Origin of the sequence: Halopseudomonas pelagia CL-AP6 (genome assembly GCF_000410875.1) — a bacterium.
In the GTDB taxonomy this organism is placed as follows: Bacteria; Pseudomonadota; Gammaproteobacteria; order Pseudomonadales; family Pseudomonadaceae; genus Halopseudomonas; species Halopseudomonas pelagia.
On the sequence record NZ_AROI01000006.1, the window covers coordinates 168,926 to 190,164 of the forward strand.

Here is a 21,239-nt window from a genome sequence, read left to right on the forward strand (position 1 = left end):
CCCACCAGAGCGTATTTCCGAGGTGGGAGCGTCTGCCTGGCCGCCAAGGGCTTAGTGAAATCAGTTCTCCAGCTTGAACGTCAACCCCGCATGCTCGACCAGGCGCTTGATCAGCTTGTCGCCCATGGCCGGGGCCGTGGTCCAGATGCCGCCAGCGGTATCGGTCGCATCGCGCACTAGGCAGATGGCGCTTTCGGCAATCATCCGCGAGGTTGAGCCATAGCCTGGATCTTTCTTGCCGGAGACGCTGGCCATCAAGGTCTTGCCGTCTTTCTCGCCAATAAAAAGCACATCGTAAAAGCCGTTTTCACGCTCTTCCTTGCTCGGACCTTCACCGGGTTTGGGGGCGCTGTCGCTGGACAGTGAACGGTCGGCGGCAACGCCTTCGGCGATGGCTTTGCCCTTGTCTCCGGGCCCGGTCAGCAGCATCTCGTCGTAGACGAAATCTTCGCCGTAGGCGTGGCCAAGCAGCGCGTTGGAGCGGTGTATATTGCGGGTATTGATCGCCGCCATGATAAAGGGCGCGGCCCAGGTGCCCAAGGCTTCGTCGTATTCAGGCTTGCTCGCTGGCGGTTGCGCCGGGCCACTGAAGCCGGGAGTGAGAGCGAAATGATTGCCGAGCAACTGCAAAATCTCTGGATTCTGCTTGGCGGCAACCATAGTCGCCTTGAGGCTGGCGGCGGTGCCGCCGGAGAAGGTGCCTTTCATCTTGCGTACGCGGGCTTTGATCCGCGGTAATGGGCCGCCCAATTGCTTCTGCGCTTCCTGCTGCAAAAAATACACGCCAAGGTCGAAGGGAATGGAGTCAAAACCGCAGGAGAACACAATCCGCGCGCCGCTTTTTTCTGCGGTAGCGGCATGGGCATCAATCATTTGCCGCATCCACGCTGGCTCGCCGCACAGATCGACGTAATCAGTGCCATTGGCGGCACAGGCGGCGACCAGCTCCGAGCCGTAGAGTTGGTAAGGCCCTACTGTAGTCAGGACCACCCGGGTACGTTTGACCATGGCGGCAATGCTTAGCGGATCTTGCGTATCAGCGACCACCAGCGGTATATCTGCAGGGGCGCCGATCTCGTCACGCACCGCAGCGAGCTTTTCGGCACTGCGCCCGGCCATGGCCCAGCGCAAGCTTTTGTCTGCAGCATATTCCTGGCTCAGGTACTCGGCGACCAGACGCCCGGTAAAGCCGGAGGCGCCGTAGACGATGATGTCGAACTCGGTTTGTTGCATGCCCATTATGATCAGTCTCCAGAGAGTGAGTTTGGATGGATTCAGCCAGAAGTCGAACTTATGTCGCTGCGCTGCTGTCTGCTAACTATGTACCGCCTTATTGTCAGGATGGGTTTTTTAAGCGCAGGGTGCAAAGTGTCCGGGAAGGTTTCGTGCATGCGAATACTCTGTCATACCCTTGCCATAGAATCGTCGCACTGACTGCAAATTCAGTGTAGACGGCTTTTATGTAGACCTTTGTGCATGAATAACCCACTCTGTGCAGTCAGGGATTGCGGACATTTACACTTACAGGAAGGAGAAACACATGACCACAGCTAAAGATAATCAAGTGCAGCAACAGGAAATTGATACGGGCAAAGAGGCCGTGCTGTCTGCCTACAGCAAACTGATTGAGGCCAAGAATCACTTCAAGCATGCTGCTGAAAGCGCTGGCGTTGACCTGAAGAATGACGCAGTCGACCAACTGCTCAAAGGCAAAGTCAAGGCTGAGGAACTCGGTAATGACGCTTCACGTTTCATGCATGAGAAGCCTCTTGCTACTGTTGGTATCGCGTTTGCTGCAGGCTTCCTGTTCTCCCAGTTGATGTCGCGGAAGTAATCGGCATGGTTGAACAAACCGACTCCGGCCGGCCCCAGGGTCAGCCGGAGCAGGATGCTGGCCCTCCTGGGCAGGACGCTTTGAATGAATGGGTCGAGCTGGGTAAGCAGGCCGGTGCAACAGCTAGCACTTTTGGCAAGTTGCTCAGTGCCGAGCTCAAGTTGGCCAGTGCCGATGTCGGTCGCCTGTTCGTAGTTGGTCTGGCGCTGTTTTCCCTGGCCTCCATAGCGTGGCTGGGTTTATCCGTGTTGTTGTCGTGGCTTGCGTACCAGCAACTGGCATCGGTAACGCTGGCTTTGCTGGTGTTTCTGGCTATTCAGGTGTTGGCGATCCTGGTGCTGGTCAAAGCAGCTAAAACATTCAAGCAAAGCTTGAGTCTGCCCGCTACCAAGCGGAATCTACGGGCCATAGTGAGCAGTGCGGCCGCGACTAAAACGGATGATGTTGAGTTGAAGGAGTCCCGAGATGGCACGCAAAGACCAAGTGCGTGAAATCCAGGCGCTCGACGCTACGCTTTGTGCGCAGCGAACAGTGTTTGAGAGCGTGGGCCATCGTCGCATGGAACAGCTGCGCACGGTGCCCTCCTACTGGTTGGTCGCCGGGGGTGCCTTTGCGGGTGCGCTGGTGCAGCGGGCGGGTTCGATGGATAATGTGGTTTCAAAGCTGGGCTCCATGGCCATTGCCGGTTTACGGCTATGGCCAATGGTATCCGGCGGTTTTAGTTCCGGGAGCGCGGCGAGCGATCCAGTTGAGTGAATAATAAAAAATGACGAAGGACATTACTGCGCCCGAAAATGCTGAGTTACCGGGCGTAGCATCCGCGCGGCATAAAACGCCGCGGTTTTTGTGGGTTGTGCAGTGGCTGCTGGCGCTTGCATTGCTGTACACACTTTACTTTGCAAAATCTCTTCTTATGCCGATTGTGGTCGCGTTGCTGTTTGCGCTGCTGCTCAGTCCTCTAGTGAGTCTTCTCAAGCGCTTGTATATACCCAGAACCATGTCTGCGGTATTGATACTGTGCTTGATCGGCGGCCCTTTTGCGTTGGTGGTCTCGCAGTTGGCCGAGCCTGCCCAGCGGTGGGCGAAGGCGATTCCAGAGCTTTCGGAGAAGCTGACCGATCAAGTCACTAGCCTAACCGGCGACTTGAGCTCCAATCAGATCACTGTGCCCCAGGCTCAGCCCCAGGTAGAACCGCGAAAGTTTCGATTTTTCGGCTGGTTCGGGAAAACTGACGAGGAGCAAGGGCAGGCCCCCGATCGTCCTGTCCAGTCAGCCCAACGCGGCGATAATGCAGTCAGTGACAGGATCAAATCCGGCAGTTTGGAGGCTGTGGTGTCGGCTCTCGGAGCGGCGCCGACGATGCTTGCCCAGCTGCTGACGGCAATCATCCTGATCCTCTTTCTGCTGATTTTCGGGCCGCGACTGTTCGCAGCCTATGTGAATATCTTTCCGCAGGTCCACGATAAAAGGCGTAGCATTCTTCTGGTCAGAACTATTCAGGTCGAGCTGTCTCGCTACATTCTCACTGTGAGCGTTATCAATACTTGTCTTGGCCTGACTACGGCTGCGGCGCTGTGGCTGTTGGGTGTTGAAGATGCGCTGCTGTGGGGTGTTCTGGTAGGGATGCTGAATTTTGCGCCTTATATCGGACCATTGATTGGTACCGTGATTCTATGTCTGGCGGGCCTGGTGCAGTACGGCGCAGTGAGCTTTGCAGTCGTTCCCGCACTGGTTTACTTCGCTATCAATATGCTTGAGGCACAGTTTGTCACGCCTCTGGTGCTGGGCCGAAATATGCGTCTCAATCCATTGGTGATCATGCTTTGGCTGATCATCTGGGGTTGGTTATGGGGTGTTGTCGGCGTATTGCTGGCGGTGCCGTTACTGGTGTGTCTGAAACTGTCGGCTGCCCAGCTAGGGGTGATGACCAACTGGGTACGTTTGATAGAAACCCGCGCCTAGTCCGGCCGCTCCTGATCCTGCCAAACCAATTCGGCCGAACCTGATCTTTTGTTGCCCCGGTAGGCGGCTCGTTCACGCCGGCTTGGGACTGCGCTGGACTAGAGCCAGCGCCGAAACGATTAGTGCTCCGCCGAGCAGCATGCGCAATGTGGGTTGTTCGGCGAACAGATACCAGGCAAACAGAATGCCGTAGACCGGCTCCAGCGCAAAAAACAGTGAAGCAACGCGGGCTTTCAATACGCTCAGGCTGGCAACAAACAGGCCGTGGGCCAACCCGGTGCAGAACAGGCCCAGTAGTGCAATCCATAACCAGTCCAGCGGCGCCATGTCGGCTACTGCACCGACACTGAAGGGTAGCAGGCAGGCGAGGATAACGATGTTCTGCCAGCAGGCGACCTGCACTGCGTGCAAGTCGCCGCTGGTGTAGCGGTTGCCTACCGATACAGCGGCAAAGCAGAAGCCAGACAATATAGCCCATAGCAAGCCAGTGGTGGCGCTATCGTTAAGGTCAAAGGTAGGGGCAACCAGTATCAGGCCAGCGCAGACCAGGCCCATCTTGAGCATGTCCATTCGGCTGGGCCGTTCTTTCCACAGCACCATTTCGAGCAGCACTACAAATGCCGGAAAGCTGGCAAATCCCAGGGTGGCAATCCCCACCCCGGCAATTTTCACGGCATGGAAAAAGGTCAGCCAGTGAATGCCCAGCAGCAGTCCGCAGGCGGCCAGTTGCATTAAGCGTACCCGGGTCACGCCACGCAGTATCGGGCGCGAGAATAGCCGGGCAAAGATCAGCAGGGCGAGTACCGCGAAGAAAGCCCGGCCCAGCACGATAGCCAGCGGTCCCGCCTCAGCCAGTTTGCCAAAAATCCCCGTCAGCCCGAACATCAGCGCCGCCACGTGCATGCTGGCAAGGGCGCGGTTATGGGTCATAGTTAACATATGAATGAGAAGTCGATCAGCAGCATGGCATATCCAGGCAAAACCCGCAGTCTACCTGCTGGGCGAGCTTGGGTAACGGTACAGTTGAGTAGCGGCTGCGATCTGTCGCTGGCGAATCAGGCAGATGTTATATTGATATCATTGGTTGTATTTTGTTTATGGATGCCTGGATGAAAGAACAGACGCACGGTTTGCAGCAATGGGTCGCTCAGTTGAACAAGGCTGAGCTGCCGGCGATGGCGGTGGTCGTACATGACCTGCTGCGCCTGTCGCAATCGCAAACCGCCTCGGTCAGGCAATTGGCAGAAGTGCTGCTGCGTGACGCTGCACTGACCTCCAAGGTGCTGCGCGTCAGTAACAGCGTCTACTGTAATCCCAGCCGGGAAGTGATCAAGACTATTTCCCGTGCGGTGGTGGTGATCGGTTTTGATCAGGTACGCATGATTGGCTTATCGGTCAGTCTGCTCGATAATCTGCTCAAGGACTCCCCGCGTCACCAACTGCAGGCATTGCTGGCGCGCTCCTTTCATGCTGCGATGCAGGCCCGGAACCTGGCGGACTACAATGCTCTGCCAGAAAAGGAAGAGATCTTTATCGCGGCATTGTTGCGTGACCTGGGTGAGCTGGCGTTCTGGAGCCAGGGCGGCGACCAGGCGGATCAATTGGCCGACGCTTTCCTGGTGCCCGGGGTGGATCAGGACAAGGCCGTGCGGCGGATTCTGGGGGCCGGGTTTGATCAACTGACCCTAGGGCTGTTAAAAACCTGGAATCTTGGTGAGATAGGGCAACTGGTGCAGGCCAGTCATGGCGCATCCGGCCCGGCTGCGCGCGCAGTGAATCTGGGCGCGGCGATCGCTGATGCAGCTCAGCATGGGTGGGCGGGCTGCGAATTACAGGCGTTGATCGCTCCGGTCGCGGAGCTGACCGGAATGACGCCCGAAGAAGCCATGCAGCAAATCCTTGCCAGCGCAGATGAGGCAGTCAGAGTCGCGGGTACCTGTTCCAACGCCGATCTGCGGGCCTGGATTCCAAGTACCGATGATCTGCCGCTGGATTTGTCCGAGTTGTTGTTGATGGATGCCACCCCCGCGCAAGCGGCCATATCGATGGTTCAGGAGCCTCTGCTGCAGCCGAATCTGGAAATGCTCAAGTTATCCTTGCAGAATATGAGGCTGATGGTCAGCAGCCCGATCAATATCGACAATACGCTGACGGCAGTGATTAATGGGTTGCACCTGGGTGCAGGGTTGGAGCGGGTAATGCTCTGTGTGCTGGCAGACAACCAGACCCGGTTTCGGGCGCGTAAAGTAGCCGGCAAAGGAACACAAAGCTGGCTGCAGGACTTTAGCTTGCCCTGTGGCGAGCAGCAGCATATTTTCAGTTACGCGTTACACCATCATCAGCCGCTATGGATGGGGATGTCAGCTACGGCGAGCCTGCAGGACATGGTCTCGCCGGAAATAGCTGGCTGGTTTGGCGCGGGCGCGTTTTTCATTGCCCCAGTGGTGGCGGGGCAGCGCGAGATCGGAGTGCTCTATGCGGATATGCGGCTGTCTGGCAGGGCGCTGTCAGATAGCCAGTTCAGCGCATTCAAGCGTTTTGCCGACATGACCGGTCAGTGTTTACAGGCACTCAGCCGGCACCGCTAGTTTGCTTTGGTGGCTGCTCGCGCTTCAGTTCGGCGGCAGGCAAATGCCGGTGCCGGCGAGGCTGCAATAGCCGCCGGGATTCTTGTGCAAGTACTGCTGATGGTAATCCTCTGCATAATAGAAGGCTGGTGCCCGTCTTATTTCAGTGGTCACCGACTCTTTTCCCGCCTGCTGCAGCAAGTCGGCATAGCGCGCCTTACTGACCTCCGCCGCCATTTGTTGAGCCGGGTCGGACACATAGATTCCCGAGCGATACTGAGTGCCGGTATCGTTGCCCTGACGCATGCCCTGGGTCGGGTCATGTGACTCCCAGAAGTGCTTGAACAGCGTTTCCAGGCTGACCTGCTCGGGGTCAAAGACCACGAGGACCACTTCATTGTGCCCGGTCATGCCCGAACAGACTTCTTCATAAGTTGGGTTGGGGGTAATGCCGCCGCAATAACCTGCCGCTGTGGTGTATACGCCAGGAATGCGCCACAACATGCGCTCGGCTCCCCAAAAGCAGCCTAGCCCGAAGATCACTTGCTGCATTTTAGTTGGGAATGGCGGGTGCAAGGGCGTGCCCAGCAGGCAATGGGTTTGGCTGCTGGCAATGGGCGTGTCGCGGCCCGGCAGTGCCTCTTCGGCACTCGGTAGGCGCAGCTTGTGTTCGGGAATGCGGCGAAAGAACATCGCAGGCTCCTGGGTCAGTTGGCAATAGTCATGATGCGCTGGCGCCCGCGTCGGTGTCCAGAGCCCCGAGTTCTAGCGCGGCCATTAGAGCGGGTGCATCGCCAACCGCAATAAAGTGTGGGTTCAGCCAGGTTTCGCGCTGCGGATAGCTGAAGCGTTGGCCATCCAGCCCGAGGACCTGGCCGCCCGCTCCTTCGAGAACCGCCTGTGCGGCACCGGTATCCCATTGGCAGGTCGGCGCATAGCGTGGGTAAAGGTCGGCGCGCCCCTCTGCGAGCAAGCAAAATTTCAATGAGCTGCCGACGTTGATGCGCTCAACATTGCCCTGAGCTTCCAGCTTGGCCAACAACGCTTCCTGCTCGGGGCTGGTATGTCTGCGGCTGGCGACCACCACCAGCGGCTCACCTGCGGTACGGCACTGAATGATTTGCGCGGGCTGTTTATCCTGGCTACGCCAGGCGCCCAGCCCCTTGCCGCCCCAGAAAAGGCTGTTGCGGGCGGGGATGCCAACTACGCCAAAGCGTACTTGACCGCGCTCGATCAGCGCGATATTGACGGTGAATTCGTCGGTGCCGGCAATAAACTCCTTGGTGCCGTCAAGCGGGTCGACCAGCCAGAAGCGTTGCCAGTGCTGGCGCTGTGCAAGCGGGATGTCGGCGTCCTCTTCGGAGAGCACTGGAATGTCCGGGGTTAGGCGCTGTAGCCCGTCAACAATGATCTGATGAGCCGCGAGATCGGCTGCGGTGACCGGCGAGGCGTCCGCCTTGTCAGTAACGGTGAGCGGTTTTTGCCACCAGTTGAGGGTTTCCGCCCCGGCACGAGACACAATCTGCAGTAATGCCTCCAGCTTGAACGGCAAATGCCGCTGCAGGTTCGGCGGCGGGTTCATCGGCATAACTCGCCACGTTGTTCAAGCAGATCGCGGACCAGGTACAGTGCTGCCAGTGCCCGGCCTTCGGTGAAATTGTCCCGGGCGATCAGCTCGCTGAGGGCATAAAGATCGACACTGTCGACGCGAATCGGCTCGGGTTCGTCTCCGGGCAAGCGTTTTTCGTACAGATCGCGGGCCAGCACCACTGCGATCGACTGACTCATGTAGCCGGGTGACAGGGATAGCTGAGTGATGTACTCAAGGCGTCTGGCACCGAAGCCGGCTTCTTCCATCAGCTCCCGGTTGGCGGCGTCGAGTACATCTTCTCCTGGCTCGACTAGGCCTTTGGGTATCGATAGCTGATAGTTGTCCATGCCGCCACAGTATTCTTCGATCAGCAGTACCGTGCGCTCGTCCTTCATCGCGACAATCATCACGGCACCGTAACCCTGACCTTTGTTGACCAGGCGTTCGTAGGTGCGCTCGACACCGTTGCTGAAGCGCAGCTGCACTTGCTCTACCGTAAATAATCGGCTTTTCGCAACGATGCGGGCTTCCAGGGTTTCGGGCTTCTGTGGCATGGGGGCTCCGTGGTTAACAGCAAATAGCTTGGGTATCATAGCGGCACACGCCAGCAAAGCCCACACGGCGCCCTTTACTCATCCAGGTCCACAATAAGGCTCTTTCTCGTATGCTGAACTGGAACACCATCGATACCGTACTGTTGGATATGGACGGTACTCTGCTTGATCTGCACTTCGATACTCATTTCTGGGTGCATTACCTGCCGCAGCGTTACGCTGAGCATCATGGCCAGTCTCTGGCGTGGGCCAAGGCGGAAATCTATCCATTGATGCATGCCAAGCAGGGCCAGCTCGACTGGTATTGTCTGGACTTCTGGAGTCGCGAGCTGGGCTTGCCAATTGTCGAGCTCAAGCGCGAGATCGCCCACCTGATCAGTCTGCGCCCCGATGCAGATGGATTTCTCCAGGTTCTGCAGAGCAGTGGTCGGCAGGTCATTCTGATCACCAACGCGCACCGCGATTCGCTGTCGTTGAAAATGGAGCGCATCGAACTGAAAACCTATTTTCAGCGGCTGATCAGTTCACACGATTTCGGCTTTCCCAAGGAAGCGCAGGCTTTTTGGCAAGCGCTGCAGGCCGAGGTGCCGTTCGACCCGGCGCGCACACTTTTTATCGATGACAGTCTGACTATTCTGCGCGCGGCGCGGGATTTCGGCGTTGCGCAGTTACTGGCTGTCAGGCAACCGGACAGCCAGGGCGCGCTGCGTGATACCGAAGAGTTTGACGCGGTGGAAGGCTACCGTGCGCTCAGCGCGCAGCTGCAAGCCTCAAGCGACTAGTCGAATTGAGGCTTGCAGCTGGTGTTGATGGTCGGCGCTGACGATTGCTGGCAGTTGAGGCTCCGGCGCTAGCCCTTGCCTTTGGTCCGCGTCTGGTTCGGTCTGACGTTCTTTTCCATATGCTCAATGATCAGCCCGGCGATATTGCGCCCGGTAGTCGACTCGATACCTTCCAGGCCGGGAGAGGAGTTGACCTCCATGACCACCGGGCCATGATTGGACCGCAGGAGGTCTACGCCGGCGAGGTTCAGACCCATGACTTTGGCTGCACGCACCGCAGTCATGCGCTCTTCCGGGGTGATCTTGATCAGGCTGGCGCTGCCGCCGCGGTGCAGGTTGGAGCGAAATTCGCCGGGCTTGGCCTGGCGTTTCATCGCGGCGATGACCTTGTCGCCCACGACCAGGCAGCGAATGTCGGCGCCGCCCGCTTCCTTGATGTATTCCTGCACCATGATGTTGGCCTTCAAACCCATAAAGGCTTCCAACACCGACTCGGCGGCTTGTTCGGTTTCGCACATGACCACGCCGATGCCCTGGGTGCCTTCCAGCAGTTTGATCACCAGTGGTGCGCCGTTGACCATATTGATCAAGTCGGGGATGTCGTCCGGGGAGTGAGCAAAGCCGGTCACCGGCAGACCTACGCCTTTGCGCGAGAGCAGTTGCAGGGAGCGCAACTTGTCCCGCGAACGGGTGATGGCGACCGACTCGTTGAGCGGATAGACGCCCATCATCTCGAATTGACGCAGCACCGCTGCGCCATAAAAGGTCACCGAGGCGCCTATGCGCGGAATGATCGCGTCAAAGCCTTCCAGCACCTCACCCTTGTAGTGAATCGACGGCTTGTGGCTGGCGATGTTCATATAGGCACGCAGGGTGTCGATCACTCGCACCTCGTGGCCACGTTCACGCCCGGCTTCTACCAGGCGGCGGGTGGAGTACAGATTGGGATTGCGCGAGAGAATCGCGATCTTCATGGGGTTGACCCTTCAGGCTTTGGCGTAAATAGATTGGTTTGCGGCTTGTCTTGTACAAAGCGCGTCCCCGGATTGATGACCAACTGACCCTCCAGCATCGCAGTGCAACCCATCAAAACTCGATAGCGCATGGATTTGCGACAGGTTAAGGTAAAATCCACCCACCAGCAGCGGTCACCGAGGACCAGTGGGGTGCGAATAACATGTCGCTCCTGTATGTGACCGTTGGAACTTTTAATCGTTTTATATTCGATCAGCGGCGCCTCACATAATTGTTTGCGCTGCTTCTTCAGGCTGCCAACATGGGCGTTGAAACGCACCCAGGTCTGGCCGTCACGCTCGAATGTTTCGATATCGCTGGCATGCAGCGCCGAGGTCTTGGCGCCGCTGTCGATCTTGGCCATGACCTGGTCGATCCCCAGGCCAGGCAAGCCTATCCATTCGCGCAGGCCAATCACGTTAAGATGGTCAAAGGTCTTCATGCGGAAAGCTCCGGGTGCGGGCACGAATGGCGCGCATCATGGGGCAAGTCATGCAGTTCGACAAGCCTGATACACTCAGTCCAGCACAGGAGTACAGACCCTATGACCGAAGAGTGCAAGGTCAGGTTGGATAAATGGCTCTGGGCCGCTCGATTTTTCAAGACCCGAGCGTTGGCCAAAGCGGCGATCGAAGGCGGCAAGGTGCAGTGCCAAGGTGAGCGCTGCAAGCCCGGCAAGGAGCCCAGAGTGGGCGACGAGTTTCAGGTTCGCCAAGGCTTCGATCAGCGTACGGTGGTGGTCAGGGTGCTATCTGGCCAACGTCGCAGTGCAGCCGAAGCGCAGTTGTTGTACGAAGAAACGCCGCAGAGCCTTCAACTACGTGAAGAAGCAGCGCTAAAACGCAAAGCTATGGGGCCGGGTATGCTAATCAGTGAGCATCGGCCGAGCAAGAAGCAGCGCCGGCAGATTCATCGCTTCCGCAACATGTACGATACCGCAAGTGACGGGTCGGAGGTATAATCGATCTTTTGCCGGGGCCCATTTTATGTCGTTTCAGGATACTACCCAGCGGTTTTTGTTCGAGCATGCCGATGTGCGTGGTGAGCTGGTTTCGCTGGATCAGAGTTATCGCGAAGTACTGGCCAAGCACGACTACCCGGAAGCGGTTAAAGCCCTGCTGGGTGAGATGCTGGCCGCGACCGTGTTGCTGTCCACTACCATCAAATTCGATGGTCTGCTGATACTCCAAGCCCGCTCCTCCGGCCCGTTATCGACTCTGATGGTCGAGTGCTCCAGCGATCAGGCTGTGCGCGGGATAGCGCGCTACAGCGACGATATTCAGGGTGACACACTGCCTGAACTGATGCCCGATGGCATATTGACCATTACCATTGATCCACAGCAAGGCCAGCGCTATCAAGGTATCGTACCGCTCGAGGGTCATTCGCTGGCAGAGGCGCTGAGCGCCTATTTTGATAACTCCGAGCAGTTGCCGACGCGTTTCAGATTGCAAGCGGACGGCCGCAGCGCCCGCGGCTTCCTGCTACAGGCATTACCAGCCGACCGGCAGATTGATCCCGAAGAGCGCGATGCGACCTGGGAGCATCTGAGTATCCTGGCTAACACCCTGAAGGCCGAAGAGTTGGTGTCGCTGGATAACCAGACGCTGCTGCACCGTCTGTTTCATCAGGAGGATCTGCGTCTGTTCGATCCTGCCTTGGTGCGCTTTGAGTGCAGTTGCTCGGCCGAGCGATCGGCTAACGCGTTGATCAGTCTGGGGCATGAGGATGCACTTGCGCTGCTGGCTGAACAGGGGGGCGCAATCGAAGTGGACTGTCAGTTTTGCAATTCCCGTTACGCGTTTGCTCAGGCTGAGTTGGACGACCTGTTCGAGGCTGCTCATCAGCATGCCCGCAGCTTGCACTAATTGCTTGGCGGTGTTCTGAATCATGGTTTCAGCCAGATAGCCAATGCCTATTAGTGCAATACAGCCAACTCGCCGATCAGTTTTAGCACGCTCGGGCTTTTTTTGGCATAATAGCGCGCCTGAGCGCTGACCCAGCGTAACTGACTTTTGTAACTGACTTTTGTTCTAATGACTTTGTTCTACTGAACTTAGCATACCTGACCCAGCGTAATTATAGAGCTGAGACCGAATGACCGGTCTTATAGAGATTTCGGTCACAGCCGAAGAGGATGACGTTCGATGACGCAAAATATCCACACCGTTTACACTGACCTGAGCATCGCTCATCTCATCGAGTTGGCGATTCAACGCAATGAGGGTCAGCTGGCTGATAACGGGTCCCTGGTTGTAAAAACGGGTGAGCGCACCGGTCGTTCGCCGATGGATCGCTTTATTGTTGAAGAGCCGACGACCCAAGATGCTATCGCTTGGGGGCCGATCAACCGCCCCTTCCCAGCAGACAAATTCGACGCGTTGTGGAAGCGTGTGGCAACTTATCTGGCCGAGCGCGCCAGCTTTGTCTCGCACGTTCATGTGGGCGCTGATCCCGAGCATTACCTGCCAGTGGTTATGGCCACTGAAACGGCTTGGCATAATCTCTTTGGCCGCACGCTCTTTATCAATCCTGAGCAGTTCAATCCCGCGGCAAAAGATCGTTGGCACATCATCAACGCACCACACTTTGTCTGTGAACCCGAGCGTGACGGCACCAACAGCGAAGGGTGCGTGATCATCAACTTTGCCGAACGCAAGGTGCTGCTGGCTGGGATGCAGTACGCGGGCGAAATGAAGAAGGCGATGTTCTCCGTGCAGAACTTCCTGTTGCCGGCCAAGGATGTACTGCCAATGCATTGTGCCGCCAATGTCGGCGACGATGGCGATACCACATTGTTCTTTGGCCTGTCGGGTACTGGCAAAACCACCCTGTCTGCGGACCCGGCGCGCAACCTGATCGGTGATGACGAGCACGGCTGGGCTACTGGCTCGGTGTTCAACATCGAAGGCGGCTGCTATGCCAAGTGCATTGACCTGTCGCAGAAGAACGAGCCGGTGATCTGGAACGCGATCAAATTCGGCTCCATCGTCGAGAACGTGGTCATCCATCCGGAAACCCGGGTTGCCGATTACGCTGACGTCAGCCTGACGCAGAATACCCGTGTGGCCTATCCGTTGAAGCACGTTGAAAAGCGTGTTGAAGCCAACCGCGCGGGCGAGCCTAACGCGATTATTTTCCTGACCTGTGATCTGACCGGTGTGCTGCCTCCGGTTTCCATTCTCAACAATGAGCAGGCGGCCTATCACTTCCTGTCCGGCTACACCGCGCTGGTGGGCTCCACCGAGATGGGTTCTGGCGGCGGTATCAAGTCGACGTTCTCCACCTGCTTCGGCGCGCCTTTCTTCCCGCGCCCGGCGGGTGAATATGCCGAACTGCTGATCAAGCGCATCAACGCATTCGGCAGCAAGGTGTACCTGGTCAATACCGGCTGGACCGGTGGTCCTTTCGGCAAAGGCAATCGTTTCAGTATTCCTACCACGCGCGGAATTATTGCTGCGATCCAGTCTGGTGCGTTGATCGGTGCTGAGACCGAGCATTTGCCGGTCATCAACCTGGACGTGCCCAAGGCCGTACCAGGCGTTGATACCGCGCTATTGAATCCGCGTAATACCTGGGTCGAAAAAGCCGAGTACGATGCCGCAGCGGCAGCCCTGGCGGCCCTATTCGTTGAGAACTTCAAGAAATTTGAAGTCGCTGACGAGATAGTGGCGGCGGGTCCAAAGCTCTAAGCTGTTCTCATAGCGTCAAGAAAAGCCCGCTGAATTAGCGGGCTTTTTCGTTCTGGGAGATCCGTTTGGGCATCCCTTGTCCGATTGTGCTGTCGCTAGGCGCCCCTCAAGGGCGCATTTTCCGTGGTGTGTTCCGCTGTTGTTGGTTAATGCATCATTTTGGGGTTGACAGGCTGACGCTGGCCGGTAAAATGGCGCGCCTTGGCAGGGGATATGTAACGCAAGTTACTGCTCTAGTCAGGGTGTTAAAAGTAATTCCGCGATAGCTCAGTTGGTAGAGCAAATGACTGTTAATCATTGGGTCCCAGGTTCGAGTCCTGGTCGCGGAGCCACTTGAAACATGATCGGGGTATAGCGCAGCCTGGTAGCGCGCCTGCTTTGGGAGCAGGATGTCGAGAGTTCGAATCCCTCTACCCCGACCACTTTTTTTCAGGTTTTTGAGCATGGGTCGTTAGCTCAGTTGGTAGAGCAGTTGGCTTTTAACCAATTGGTCGTAGGTTCGAATCCTACACGACCCACCACTCAATGCCGTCCTCTGTGTTAACCCTCCTCACTCAAGCATTACCCTGCGGCAACCACTCGGCTTGTACCTGTGCTACCCAAGCTCTATCGTGTGCGCAGTATTTGTGCAAGCAGATAGCCTTGCTTCCAGCCCCTTGTTTAGTCGATCGCCGCTCATGCCCTTATTGACGTCAAGTATGGCCAGCCGCTTCGCGCGTATTGCGTTGGGGCACGTACGCCGTGAATTTCCACACTCAGGCAATCTGCGTCTGAACTCCGCTGCTGATCTGGCTCTGCCGCACCAGCACCACCCGATTTTCTATGGTAGTTACGACTGGCATTCCTGCGTGCACAGTTATTGGCTGCTGGCCCGGCTGTTGAGAACCTGTCCTGATCTACCCGAGGCTCCGGCCATTGTGGCGCTCTTTGATCAGCAACTGACGGACGATAAGGTCGCGGGAGAAATGGCGTACTTTATGGCGCCAGGCCGGCAGGGCTTCGAGCGGCCCTATGGCTGGGCGTGGTTGCTAAAGCTGGCACATGAGTTGTCTTTGTTCTCGGCGGCCACTGGCGCGCCCTGGAGAGTCCGCCTGCAGCCCCTGGTCAACGAGATCGCTGGGCGCTTGGTTGCCTATCTGCCAAAGCTGGGTCGTCCGATTCGCAGCGGCAGTCATTCCAATACCGCGTTCGCGCTGACCCTGGCTCTGGAATACGCACATCAGGCTGCAGATGCGGCGTTGCAGCAGACCATACACGAGCGGGCGCTGGGATATTTTCAGGATGATCGCGATTGTCATCCCTGGGAGCCGGGCGGTGAAGATTTTCTTTCTCCCAGTTGGCAGCAGGCACTATTGATGCGTCAACTACTGACGGGGGTGGTATTTCAGCAGTGGTTCTCGGCTTTCCTGCCGAATCTCGCAGCCGGTCAGCCTGACTGTCTGTTGCAGCCGGCCAGCCCAGCAGATCGTAGCGATGGCCGGTTGGCACATCTGGATGGTTTGAATTTGAGCCGTGCATGGTGCATGCGTTCGCTGGCGGCGGCACTACCGGTTGCAGACGCTCGCAGGCAATTGCTTGAGCGTGCTGCCCAGGCGCACCTGCAGGCCGGCCTGGCCCATTTGCAGGATGACTATATGGGTGAGCATTGGTTGGCGACCTTTGCGTTGCTGGCGCTGGCAGACTAAACCCGCCAGCACCAGGGTCAATGCAGGCTCAATGCAGTTTGAGTCGCGGTTCGGTGCTGCGACCAATGCGATCGCTGAGCATCAACAGTAGCGTACGCGGGACGCCATACAGCGCCATCTGATGCATCCGGTACAACGATAGATAGAATATCCGCGCCAGTTTGCCCTCGAGCATGACACTACCGGTCAAGTTGCCCATCAAGTTGCCCACCGCGCTAAAGCTGGCCAACGAGATCAGCGAACCGTAATCACGGTACCGGTAAGTGAGCAGGTCCTTTCCTTCCATCAGGCGTAACAGATTCTTGGCCAGCAATGTGGCTTGTTGATGGGCAGCCTGGGCTCGCGGTGGTACAAACTTGCCTTCCTCTCCTGCGGGGCAGGCAGCGCAGTCGCCAAAGGCAAAGATGCGTTGATCAAGGGTGGTTTGCAGGGTGCGGTAGACTGCCAACTGGTTGATGCGGTTGGTCTCCAGGCCGAGCTCGGTAAGAAAGCGCGGCGCGCGGATGCCTGCGGCCCATACCTTGAGTGAGGCGGGGATGCGTTCGCCGTTATCCAGCAGCAGGCTGTCGGCAGTGACTTCCTTGACTGGTGAGCCGGTGTGCAGCTTCACGCCGAGCTTTGTCAGTGTGCTGGTGACCGGATCACTGATGCGCTCAGGCAAGGCAGGCAACACCCGCCCGCTCGCCTCGATCAGATTGATATTCAGGTCTTCCGGACTGATGCGGTCGAGCCCGTAGGCCTGCAATAGACGCGCGGCATGATGCAGTTCGGCGGCGAGTTCAACACCGGTCGCTCCGGCACCAATGATGGCCACATTGATTTTCTCGCTGTTATCCTGCTGGGCGCTGCCATGCTCACCGCCAGCCTGGGCCTTCATATATTGATTGAGCAGTAGCCGATGAAAGCGTTCGGCTTGGGCGCGGGTATCCAGAAACAGGCAATGCTCGGCGGCGCCGGGGGTATTGAAATCGTTGGTCGTGCTGCCGACCGCCAGCACCAGGTAGTCATAACCTATCTCCCGTTTGGGAATCAGCTCTTGGCCATGTTCATCGGCTATGGCGGCCAGGCGTATGATGCGCCGTTCGCGATCGAGGTCGGTCATGGCGCCGAGCTGGAAGTGAAAATGATTCCACTTGGCCTGGGCGACATAGTTCAACTCGTCGTCAGAGGAGTTCAGCGAGCCAGCAGCCACCTCGTGTAACAACGGCTTCCAGATATGCGTCATATTGGCATCGACGAGGGTGACGCGGGCGCGTTTTTTTTTGCCCAACCGGCGGCCCAGACGGGTAGCCAGTTCAAGACCCCCGGCGCCTCCACCTACTACCAATATGCGGGGAAGGGCGGCCTGGGGTTCGGCGGGCACTGCTTTAGCTTGCGACATGGATTTGACTCAGTAGGAAATAATCCGGGCGTCAGTGCAAGCGGGGTAACAGGATCTGTCTCTGGCACGGCTTAACCCAGTACCAGGCTGCCAAGCAGGCGCGAGAGCAGTCCCATACCAATAACCGAGCCCAGGATCACCAACAGCAACAGCCACACTTTGAAGGGCCGGCGCTCGACTTTCTGGGTCGGCAGGTTGAGGTACTCATCTACCTTTTTCTGATCTTCAGGGTACAGGCGGCTGGGCATCTTGAGACCTTTTTTATGCGCGGTGCAGTACGTTGCTGCGGTTAGGCTTGACTGACAATGGGCTCATTCTAGACCTTGATGGCGTGGAATGCATCCGTTGCTTGATGCTGCGCGCAAGCCGCTGTTTATGCCCCGATCAAGCTGCACCCCTGCGACAACCTGTCCGTGAGATGCGTCTGCGGTGCTGCTATGATCGCTTGAACACTAGTGGAGTACGAAGCATGTTGGCAGCCAGCTTGTTAACAGCCACCCAGTGCATTTTGGCCATGCTGCTGTATGGCGGGGTGCTGCTCTGGGCGTTGTGTCGGGTATCTTGGATCGAGCTGCTGGCTGATACTCGTCGTCAGCACCTGTTATTCGGTAGTGTATTTGTGATCGCCTTGCTCTGGATGGTTCGCCGCGATTTTGACAATGGCCTGACATTTCATTTCATCGGTTTGACTGCCGTAACCCTGTTGCTCAACTGGCAGCTCGCGCTTATCGCTGGGACGCTGGCGCAGCTCGGTCTGCTGGTTATCGGTTGGGATGATGTGGCGGCCTTTGGCGTAAACGGCGTCCTGCGGGTGCTGCTGCCGGTTGCGGTTACTCTGTTGATCAGCCAGAGCCTGGAGCGCTTCAAACCGCGCAACCTGTTTATGTACATTTTCATCAGTGGCTTTTTTGCCGCCGGCGTCAGTGCCGTAGTGACCATACTTGCGGGTATGGGGCTACTGGCCTGGTCTGGTGAGCTGGTAATGCCCGTAGCGTTGCTGGAGGTGTTCGGTTATCTGTTGTTGGTCGCGTTCCCTGAGGCTTTTATCAACGGTACCGTCATAGCGGGCCTGGTGGTGTTTTATCCTGACTGGCTGGAGACCTTTGACACTGACCGGTATCTGCAGGAACCTTTTGATCCGGATAACAAAGGCTGAGCCAGGTCAAGGTGGGGCAGGCAGCTTGTGTGCTGAAATAGCATTTTCAACAGGAGGGCAAATCATGTCGGTATATAAACTGGCGGCGCAGTTGATGCAGGATAATCTAGCGGCAGGTCAAGCGCAGGGGTTCAACGACCAGGAACTGGCCAAGGCGCTTATGAATGAGGTGATCGGCGTATATCGGCGTGAGCGAACTATTGCTGACATTGCCCATGAGCTGAACTTCCTCGCCGAAAATCTCGACGAGGATGCGGATTACGCGTTCATGCGGCCTTGAGGGCTTAAGGTAGGTTGACTTCAATAACGCCGTCGGCACTCACGGTTACGTCTGCCTGCCCACCTTCAACCGACGGGCTGGCTGACTCGGCATCGGCCATCATCGCCATTTTCGCGCCGCGGTACATTGGCGGCTGCATGAACTGGCTGTTGAGATTCAGGTTGACGATCTTGTAATCGGTACCGCCGAGGCTGCGCGTGGCGATATCAGCGCGGGCCTTGAAGGCTTCGATTGCCTCGCGAATCAGTTCGTCTTCGGTGCTGCGGCGGTTTTCCGGTGACAAGCTGAATTGCATGTCACCCAGATTCAGTTCGCCCATAAGTTTGCCAGTCAGGGTCGACAGACTGGCAAAATCGGTGCTTTCCAGCAGGATGTCGCCACGTTCGCGCCAGGCAACAATCTTTTCGCGTTTCTCATCGTAGACTGGTTGGCTGCTGCGGTTGCCACTCGATACGCTGACACCTGTGGTCTGGCGGGCGGTTTCCAGTGCCTTGTTCAATCGATCGGTAATGCGCCCGGCCAGCTTGCCGGCATCCTTGTCCTGGTCCTCGGCATACAACCGCACCTGAAGAGTGTCATGGCTGACGGCCTGTTGTACTTCGGCACGCAGTGACACTTGGTTGTAGCGAACCTCTTCGGCCATCAGGCCGTTGGCAGCGGATGCCAGAGCCAGGCCAACACAAATCGGTGCAATTGCGGATAAGCGCATGGTGTAACTTCCTGTTCAGAGTAGGGGCGGATCGCGGTGATGCTTAACATAGGACCGACATGGGCGCTTATAATTCCGCGCTATGAGGGTCAGTTGGAGCGTACCCTGTCGGGCGTTTTTATGCGACGCTGTTGGTGGCCATGTGGGGTGATCGCTGGCGATCCATTTTGGGAGTCTTGATACGTGTTACACCGGTTTTTTATCAGTCCCAACACGCTGGCATTGTCGCCAAGCAGACAAAACCTGTGGCGGTTGATCCTGATCAGGCTGCTGGTCTTGATGGTGCAGAGCCTGTCGGTCATGGGTGCCTACCTCAGTGGTTGGTTCCCATTGCCCTGGACGCCTTTGCTGCTGACTTTGGGCGTGTCTGCGCTGGTTAGCATACTGACGCTGTTGCGGTTGTCCCGGCGTTGGCCTGTAACCGATTTCGAGTACGGGCTGCAGCTCTCTTTTGACATGTTAGTGCACAGCGTATTGCTGTATTACTCAGGTGGCCCTACCAACCCTTTCGTGTCTTACTACCTGGTGCCACTGACCATCGCTGCTGCGACCTTGCCGTGGTTTTATACCGCGGTGCTGGCTGGCCTGTCTGTTTCCGCCTATAGCGTTCTGCTGATCTGGTACGAGCCACTGGCGGCCTTCGAGTTCGAGCTGTCCACCGGCCTGATCAATCTGCACATGATCGGCATGTGGTTGAATCTGGCAATGAGTGCTGGGCTGATCAGTCTGTTCGTTGTGCGCATGGCTGCGGCGCTGCGTCAGCACGCCGAGCATCTGGCTGAGCGCCGCGAGCAGAGTATTCGCGACGCGCAACTGCTTGGCATCGCCAGTGTTGCAGCTGGCGCGGCGCATGAATTGTCTACACCGCTATCGACCATGAGCGTGTTGCTCAAGGATTTACGTACCGACTATCCCGATCCGCAGTTGCAGGAAGACCTTGCTCTGCTGCAGGAGCAGGTGAAAATGTGCAAGGACAGCCTGCAGCACATGGTACGCCGGGCCGAGCATAGCCGCCTCCAGCCGCTGCAGGACGAGCGGGCGGATACATGGCTCAAGAGCTTGTTGGCGCGTTGGCAACTGATGCGGCCGGAGGCGTCCTGGCAGCTTTTACCCTTGCCCGACAAGACCGCACCCTTGATCAAAGCTAGCCCCGAGTTGGGTCAGGCAGTGCTGAACTTGCTGAACAATGCCGCCGATGCCTGTGCCGATGGAATACAGATCGCTCTGGAGTGGGATCAGCGCTGGCTGAGATTGTCGGTCAGGGATTATGGCCCCGGTGTGCCGCTGCATATTGCCGAGCAAATTGGCACCGCTTTTGTTACTACCAAGGGCAAGAAGGGCTTTGGCCTGGGCCTGTTTCTCAGTCATGCAGCGGTGCAACGCATGGGCGGTAGCGTCAAGCTGTTCAATCAGGACGGCGGCGGTACATTGGCCGAAATGATTTTGCCAATTACAGGGGAGAAGTCGAATGAATGACATGACAGAGCAGGAAGAGCAGCCCTTATTGCTGCTCGTTGATGATGATCCAACGTTCACCCGGGTCATGGCTCGGGCGCTGTCGCGGCGCGGGCTGCGGGTCAATACCGCAGGCGATGCCGAGGAAGCCATGCAACTGGCGCGTCAGGAGCAGCCGGAATATGCGGTTCTGGATCTGAAAATGGAGGGTGATTCCGGTCTGGTACTGTTGCCGCGATTGCTGGAGTTGTATCCAGACCTGCGCGTGGTCATTCTCACCGGTTATTCGAGCATTACTACCGCAGTGGAGGCCATCAAGCGCGGCGCGTGCAATTACCTGTGCAAGCCCGCCGACGCCGATGATGTGCTGACGGCGCTGCTATCCGAGCAGGCGGACCCGGACACCCTGGTGCCGGACCATCCGATGTCGGTTGATCGGTTGCAGTGGGAGCATATTCAGCGCGTTCTGGCGGAGCATGAAGGCAATATTTCGGCAACTGCCAGAGCTTTGGGTATGCACCGGCGCACCCTGCAGCGCAAGCTGCAGAAACGGCCGGTACGGCGCTGAGCCGCTTC

24 protein-coding genes and 3 tRNA genes are annotated in these 21,239 nt (G+C 57.4%); 17 read left to right on the top strand and 10 right to left on the bottom strand.

Annotated features, from left to right (window positions below):
• Positions 1-60 precede the first annotated feature (60 nt).
• On the bottom strand, positions 61-1,239 hold the full coding sequence (locus K787_RS0105235) for a saccharopine dehydrogenase family protein (protein WP_022961743.1): 1,179 nt from the start codon (positions 1,237-1,239) through the stop codon (positions 61-63).
• 301 nt (positions 1,240-1,540) lie between these two features.
• Here K787_RS0105235 and K787_RS22285 point away from each other — a divergent pair, with 301 nt between their 5' ends.
• The 4 genes from K787_RS22285 to K787_RS0105255 are packed head-to-tail and all read left to right on the top strand — an operon-like array spanning position 1,541 to position 3,797.
• On the top strand, positions 1,541-1,834 hold the full coding sequence (locus K787_RS22285; RefSeq protein WP_022961744.1) for a DUF883 C-terminal domain-containing protein: 294 nt from the start codon (positions 1,541-1,543) through the stop codon (positions 1,832-1,834).
• 5 nt (positions 1,835-1,839) lie between these two features.
• Positions 1,840-2,325 carry a hypothetical protein gene (locus tag K787_RS0105245; protein ID WP_022961745.1) on the top strand — a complete coding sequence of 162 codons (486 nt, stop codon included), beginning with the start codon at positions 1,840-1,842 and terminating at the stop codon, positions 2,323-2,325.
• Positions 2,300-2,590 carry a hypothetical protein gene (locus tag K787_RS0105250; protein WP_022961746.1) on the top strand — a complete coding sequence of 97 codons (291 nt, stop codon included), beginning with the start codon at positions 2,300-2,302 and terminating at the stop codon, positions 2,588-2,590. The genes K787_RS0105245 and K787_RS0105250 overlap by 26 nt, the downstream gene beginning before the upstream one ends.
• 10 nt (positions 2,591-2,600) lie before the next feature.
• The gene (locus K787_RS0105255) at positions 2,601-3,797 is read left to right on the top strand and encodes an AI-2E family transporter (RefSeq protein WP_022961747.1); all 1,197 of its coding nucleotides are present in this window, start codon (positions 2,601-2,603) and stop codon (positions 3,795-3,797) included.
• 72 nt (positions 3,798-3,869) lie between these two features.
• Here K787_RS0105255 and K787_RS0105260 read toward each other — a convergent pair whose 3' ends face one another.
• Complete coding sequence (locus K787_RS0105260) at positions 3,870-4,727, bottom strand: DMT family transporter (protein WP_028614615.1); 858 nt, start codon at positions 4,725-4,727, stop codon at positions 3,870-3,872.
• A 179-nt stretch (positions 4,728-4,906) separates the two neighbouring features.
• Between K787_RS0105260 and K787_RS0105265 the strand changes: the two genes are divergently transcribed.
• Positions 4,907-6,385: an HDOD domain-containing protein gene (locus K787_RS0105265; RefSeq protein WP_022961749.1), complete on the top strand. Its 1,479-nt coding sequence runs from the start codon at positions 4,907-4,909 to the stop codon at positions 6,383-6,385.
• Positions 6,386-6,409: 24 nt separating this feature from the next.
• On the opposite strand, the gene msrA is transcribed toward K787_RS0105265, so the two are convergent.
• The 3 genes from msrA to nudE are packed head-to-tail and all read right to left on the bottom strand — an operon-like array spanning position 6,410 to position 8,509.
• A complete protein-coding gene (gene msrA, locus K787_RS0105270) occupies positions 6,410-7,057 on the bottom strand; it encodes a peptide-methionine (S)-S-oxide reductase MsrA (RefSeq protein WP_022961750.1) in 648 nt (215 codons plus the stop codon).
• Between the two features lie 28 nt (positions 7,058-7,085).
• Positions 7,086-7,952 (bottom strand): 3'(2'),5'-bisphosphate nucleotidase CysQ, encoded by an 867-nt coding sequence (gene cysQ, locus K787_RS0105275; protein ID WP_235801903.1) that lies wholly within the window; start codon positions 7,950-7,952, stop codon positions 7,086-7,088.
• Positions 7,943-8,509 (bottom strand): ADP compounds hydrolase NudE, encoded by a 567-nt coding sequence (nudE, locus tag K787_RS0105280; protein ID WP_022961752.1) that lies wholly within the window; start codon positions 8,507-8,509, stop codon positions 7,943-7,945. The genes cysQ and nudE overlap by 10 nt, the downstream gene beginning before the upstream one ends.
• Positions 8,510-8,619: 110 nt before the next feature.
• Here nudE and yrfG point away from each other — a divergent pair, with 110 nt between their 5' ends.
• Positions 8,620-9,291 carry a GMP/IMP nucleotidase gene (yrfG, locus tag K787_RS0105285; RefSeq protein ID WP_022961753.1) on the top strand — a complete coding sequence of 224 codons (672 nt, stop codon included), beginning with the start codon at positions 8,620-8,622 and terminating at the stop codon, positions 9,289-9,291.
• A gap of 68 nt (positions 9,292-9,359) precedes the next feature.
• On the opposite strand, the gene rimK is transcribed toward yrfG, so the two are convergent.
• Positions 9,360-10,265, bottom strand: coding sequence for a 30S ribosomal protein S6--L-glutamate ligase (rimK, locus tag K787_RS0105290; RefSeq protein ID WP_022961754.1), 906 nt, complete (start codon positions 10,263-10,265; stop codon positions 9,360-9,362).
• On the bottom strand, positions 10,262-10,747 hold the full coding sequence (gene rimB, locus K787_RS22290; protein WP_022961755.1) for a retropepsin-like aspartic endopeptidase RimB: 486 nt from the start codon (positions 10,745-10,747) through the stop codon (positions 10,262-10,264). Before rimB ends, rimK begins: the two co-directional genes overlap by 4 nt.
• A gap of 102 nt (positions 10,748-10,849) precedes the next feature.
• Here rimB and K787_RS0105300 point away from each other — a divergent pair, with 102 nt between their 5' ends.
• The 7 genes from K787_RS0105300 (at position 10,850) to K787_RS0105330 (ending at position 15,682) form a co-directional block, all read left to right on the top strand.
• Positions 10,850-11,266 (top strand): RNA-binding S4 domain-containing protein, encoded by a 417-nt coding sequence (locus tag K787_RS0105300; protein WP_022961756.1) that lies wholly within the window; start codon positions 10,850-10,852, stop codon positions 11,264-11,266.
• A gap of 25 nt (positions 11,267-11,291) precedes the next feature.
• Complete coding sequence (hslO, locus tag K787_RS22295) at positions 11,292-12,173, top strand: Hsp33 family molecular chaperone HslO (RefSeq protein ID WP_022961757.1); 882 nt, start codon at positions 11,292-11,294, stop codon at positions 12,171-12,173.
• A gap of 279 nt (positions 12,174-12,452) precedes the next feature.
• On the top strand, positions 12,453-13,997 hold the full coding sequence (locus K787_RS0105310; protein ID WP_022961758.1) for a phosphoenolpyruvate carboxykinase: 1,545 nt from the start codon (positions 12,453-12,455) through the stop codon (positions 13,995-13,997).
• 256 nt (positions 13,998-14,253) lie between these two features.
• A tRNA-Asn gene (locus K787_RS0105315) sits at positions 14,254-14,329 on the top strand.
• A gap of 13 nt (positions 14,330-14,342) precedes the next feature.
• A tRNA-Pro gene (locus tag K787_RS0105320) sits at positions 14,343-14,419 on the top strand.
• Positions 14,420-14,442: 23 nt separating this feature from the next.
• Positions 14,443-14,518 (top strand) — tRNA-Lys (locus K787_RS0105325).
• A 177-nt stretch (positions 14,519-14,695) separates the two neighbouring features.
• Positions 14,696-15,682 carry a DUF2891 domain-containing protein gene (locus K787_RS0105330; protein ID WP_201765094.1) on the top strand — a complete coding sequence of 329 codons (987 nt, stop codon included), beginning with the start codon at positions 14,696-14,698 and terminating at the stop codon, positions 15,680-15,682.
• 28 nt (positions 15,683-15,710) lie between these two features.
• On the opposite strand, the gene K787_RS0105335 is transcribed toward K787_RS0105330, so the two are convergent.
• The gene (locus K787_RS0105335) at positions 15,711-17,063 is read right to left on the bottom strand and encodes an NAD(P)/FAD-dependent oxidoreductase (RefSeq protein WP_022961760.1); all 1,353 of its coding nucleotides are present in this window, start codon (positions 17,061-17,063) and stop codon (positions 15,711-15,713) included.
• Between the two features lie 71 nt (positions 17,064-17,134).
• On the bottom strand, positions 17,135-17,311 hold the full coding sequence (locus K787_RS22300; RefSeq protein ID WP_022961761.1) for a DUF3094 family protein: 177 nt from the start codon (positions 17,309-17,311) through the stop codon (positions 17,135-17,137).
• Positions 17,312-17,532: 221 nt separating this feature from the next.
• Here K787_RS22300 and K787_RS0105345 point away from each other — a divergent pair, with 221 nt between their 5' ends.
• Complete coding sequence (locus tag K787_RS0105345) at positions 17,533-18,219, top strand: energy-coupling factor ABC transporter permease (RefSeq protein WP_022961762.1); 687 nt, start codon at positions 17,533-17,535, stop codon at positions 18,217-18,219.
• A 64-nt stretch (positions 18,220-18,283) separates the two neighbouring features.
• Positions 18,284-18,499 (top strand): hypothetical protein, encoded by a 216-nt coding sequence (locus K787_RS0105350; protein WP_022961763.1) that lies wholly within the window; start codon positions 18,284-18,286, stop codon positions 18,497-18,499.
• Positions 18,500-18,503: 4 nt separating this feature from the next.
• Here K787_RS0105350 and K787_RS0105355 read toward each other — a convergent pair whose 3' ends face one another.
• Positions 18,504-19,208 carry an SIMPL domain-containing protein gene (locus K787_RS0105355; RefSeq protein WP_022961764.1) on the bottom strand — a complete coding sequence of 235 codons (705 nt, stop codon included), beginning with the start codon at positions 19,206-19,208 and terminating at the stop codon, positions 18,504-18,506.
• A gap of 183 nt (positions 19,209-19,391) precedes the next feature.
• Between K787_RS0105355 and K787_RS0105360 the strand changes: the two genes are divergently transcribed.
• The gene (locus K787_RS0105360; protein ID WP_022961765.1) at positions 19,392-20,684 is read left to right on the top strand and encodes an ATP-binding protein; all 1,293 of its coding nucleotides are present in this window, start codon (positions 19,392-19,394) and stop codon (positions 20,682-20,684) included.
• On the top strand, positions 20,677-21,231 hold the full coding sequence (locus tag K787_RS0105365) for a response regulator transcription factor (protein WP_022961766.1): 555 nt from the start codon (positions 20,677-20,679) through the stop codon (positions 21,229-21,231). Before K787_RS0105360 ends, K787_RS0105365 begins: the two co-directional genes overlap by 8 nt.
• Positions 21,232-21,239 lie beyond the last annotated feature (8 nt).

What these genes read in the sequence shown, in the direction of transcription:
- K787_RS0105335 (WP_022961760.1), bottom strand. Translation starts at nt 17,063, where the DNA reads ATGTCGCAAGCTAAAGCAGTGCCCGCCGAACCCCAGGCCGCCCTTCCC.
- yrfG (WP_022961753.1), top strand. Translation starts at nt 8,620, where the DNA reads ATGCTGAACTGGAACACCATCGATACCGTACTGTTGGATATGGACGGT.
- K787_RS0105330 (WP_201765094.1), top strand. Translation starts at nt 14,696, where the DNA reads ATGGCCAGCCGCTTCGCGCGTATTGCGTTGGGGCACGTACGCCGTGAA.
- K787_RS0105300 (WP_022961756.1), top strand. Translation starts at nt 10,850, where the DNA reads ATGACCGAAGAGTGCAAGGTCAGGTTGGATAAATGGCTCTGGGCCGCT.
- nudE (WP_022961752.1), bottom strand. Translation starts at nt 8,509, where the DNA reads ATGCCACAGAAGCCCGAAACCCTGGAAGCCCGCATCGTTGCGAAAAGC.
- K787_RS0105350 (WP_022961763.1), top strand. Translation starts at nt 18,284, where the DNA reads ATGTCGGTATATAAACTGGCGGCGCAGTTGATGCAGGATAATCTAGCG.
- K787_RS0105250 (WP_022961746.1), top strand. Translation starts at nt 2,300, where the DNA reads ATGGCACGCAAAGACCAAGTGCGTGAAATCCAGGCGCTCGACGCTACG.
- K787_RS22300 (WP_022961761.1), bottom strand. Translation starts at nt 17,311, where the DNA reads ATGCCCAGCCGCCTGTACCCTGAAGATCAGAAAAAGGTAGATGAGTAC.
- K787_RS0105260 (WP_028614615.1), bottom strand. Translation starts at nt 4,727, where the DNA reads ATGACCCATAACCGCGCCCTTGCCAGCATGCACGTGGCGGCGCTGATG.
- K787_RS0105310 (WP_022961758.1), top strand. Translation starts at nt 12,453, where the DNA reads ATGACGCAAAATATCCACACCGTTTACACTGACCTGAGCATCGCTCAT.
- K787_RS22285 (WP_022961744.1), top strand. Translation starts at nt 1,541, where the DNA reads ATGACCACAGCTAAAGATAATCAAGTGCAGCAACAGGAAATTGATACG.
- cysQ (WP_235801903.1), bottom strand. Translation starts at nt 7,952, where the DNA reads ATGCCGATGAACCCGCCGCCGAACCTGCAGCGGCATTTGCCGTTCAAG.
- K787_RS0105245 (WP_022961745.1), top strand. Translation starts at nt 1,840, where the DNA reads ATGGTTGAACAAACCGACTCCGGCCGGCCCCAGGGTCAGCCGGAGCAG.
- K787_RS0105355 (WP_022961764.1), bottom strand. Translation starts at nt 19,208, where the DNA reads ATGCGCTTATCCGCAATTGCACCGATTTGTGTTGGCCTGGCTCTGGCA.
- K787_RS0105255 (WP_022961747.1), top strand. Translation starts at nt 2,601, where the DNA reads ATGACGAAGGACATTACTGCGCCCGAAAATGCTGAGTTACCGGGCGTA.
- K787_RS0105235 (WP_022961743.1), bottom strand. Translation starts at nt 1,239, where the DNA reads ATGGGCATGCAACAAACCGAGTTCGACATCATCGTCTACGGCGCCTCC.
- rimK (WP_022961754.1), bottom strand. Translation starts at nt 10,265, where the DNA reads ATGAAGATCGCGATTCTCTCGCGCAATCCCAATCTGTACTCCACCCGC.
- K787_RS0105345 (WP_022961762.1), top strand. Translation starts at nt 17,533, where the DNA reads ATGTTGGCAGCCAGCTTGTTAACAGCCACCCAGTGCATTTTGGCCATG.
- K787_RS0105365 (WP_022961766.1), top strand. Translation starts at nt 20,677, where the DNA reads ATGAATGACATGACAGAGCAGGAAGAGCAGCCCTTATTGCTGCTCGTT.
- hslO (WP_022961757.1), top strand. Translation starts at nt 11,292, where the DNA reads ATGTCGTTTCAGGATACTACCCAGCGGTTTTTGTTCGAGCATGCCGAT.
- rimB (WP_022961755.1), bottom strand. Translation starts at nt 10,747, where the DNA reads ATGAAGACCTTTGACCATCTTAACGTGATTGGCCTGCGCGAATGGATA.
- msrA (WP_022961750.1), bottom strand. Translation starts at nt 7,057, where the DNA reads ATGTTCTTTCGCCGCATTCCCGAACACAAGCTGCGCCTACCGAGTGCC.
- K787_RS0105265 (WP_022961749.1), top strand. Translation starts at nt 4,907, where the DNA reads ATGAAAGAACAGACGCACGGTTTGCAGCAATGGGTCGCTCAGTTGAAC.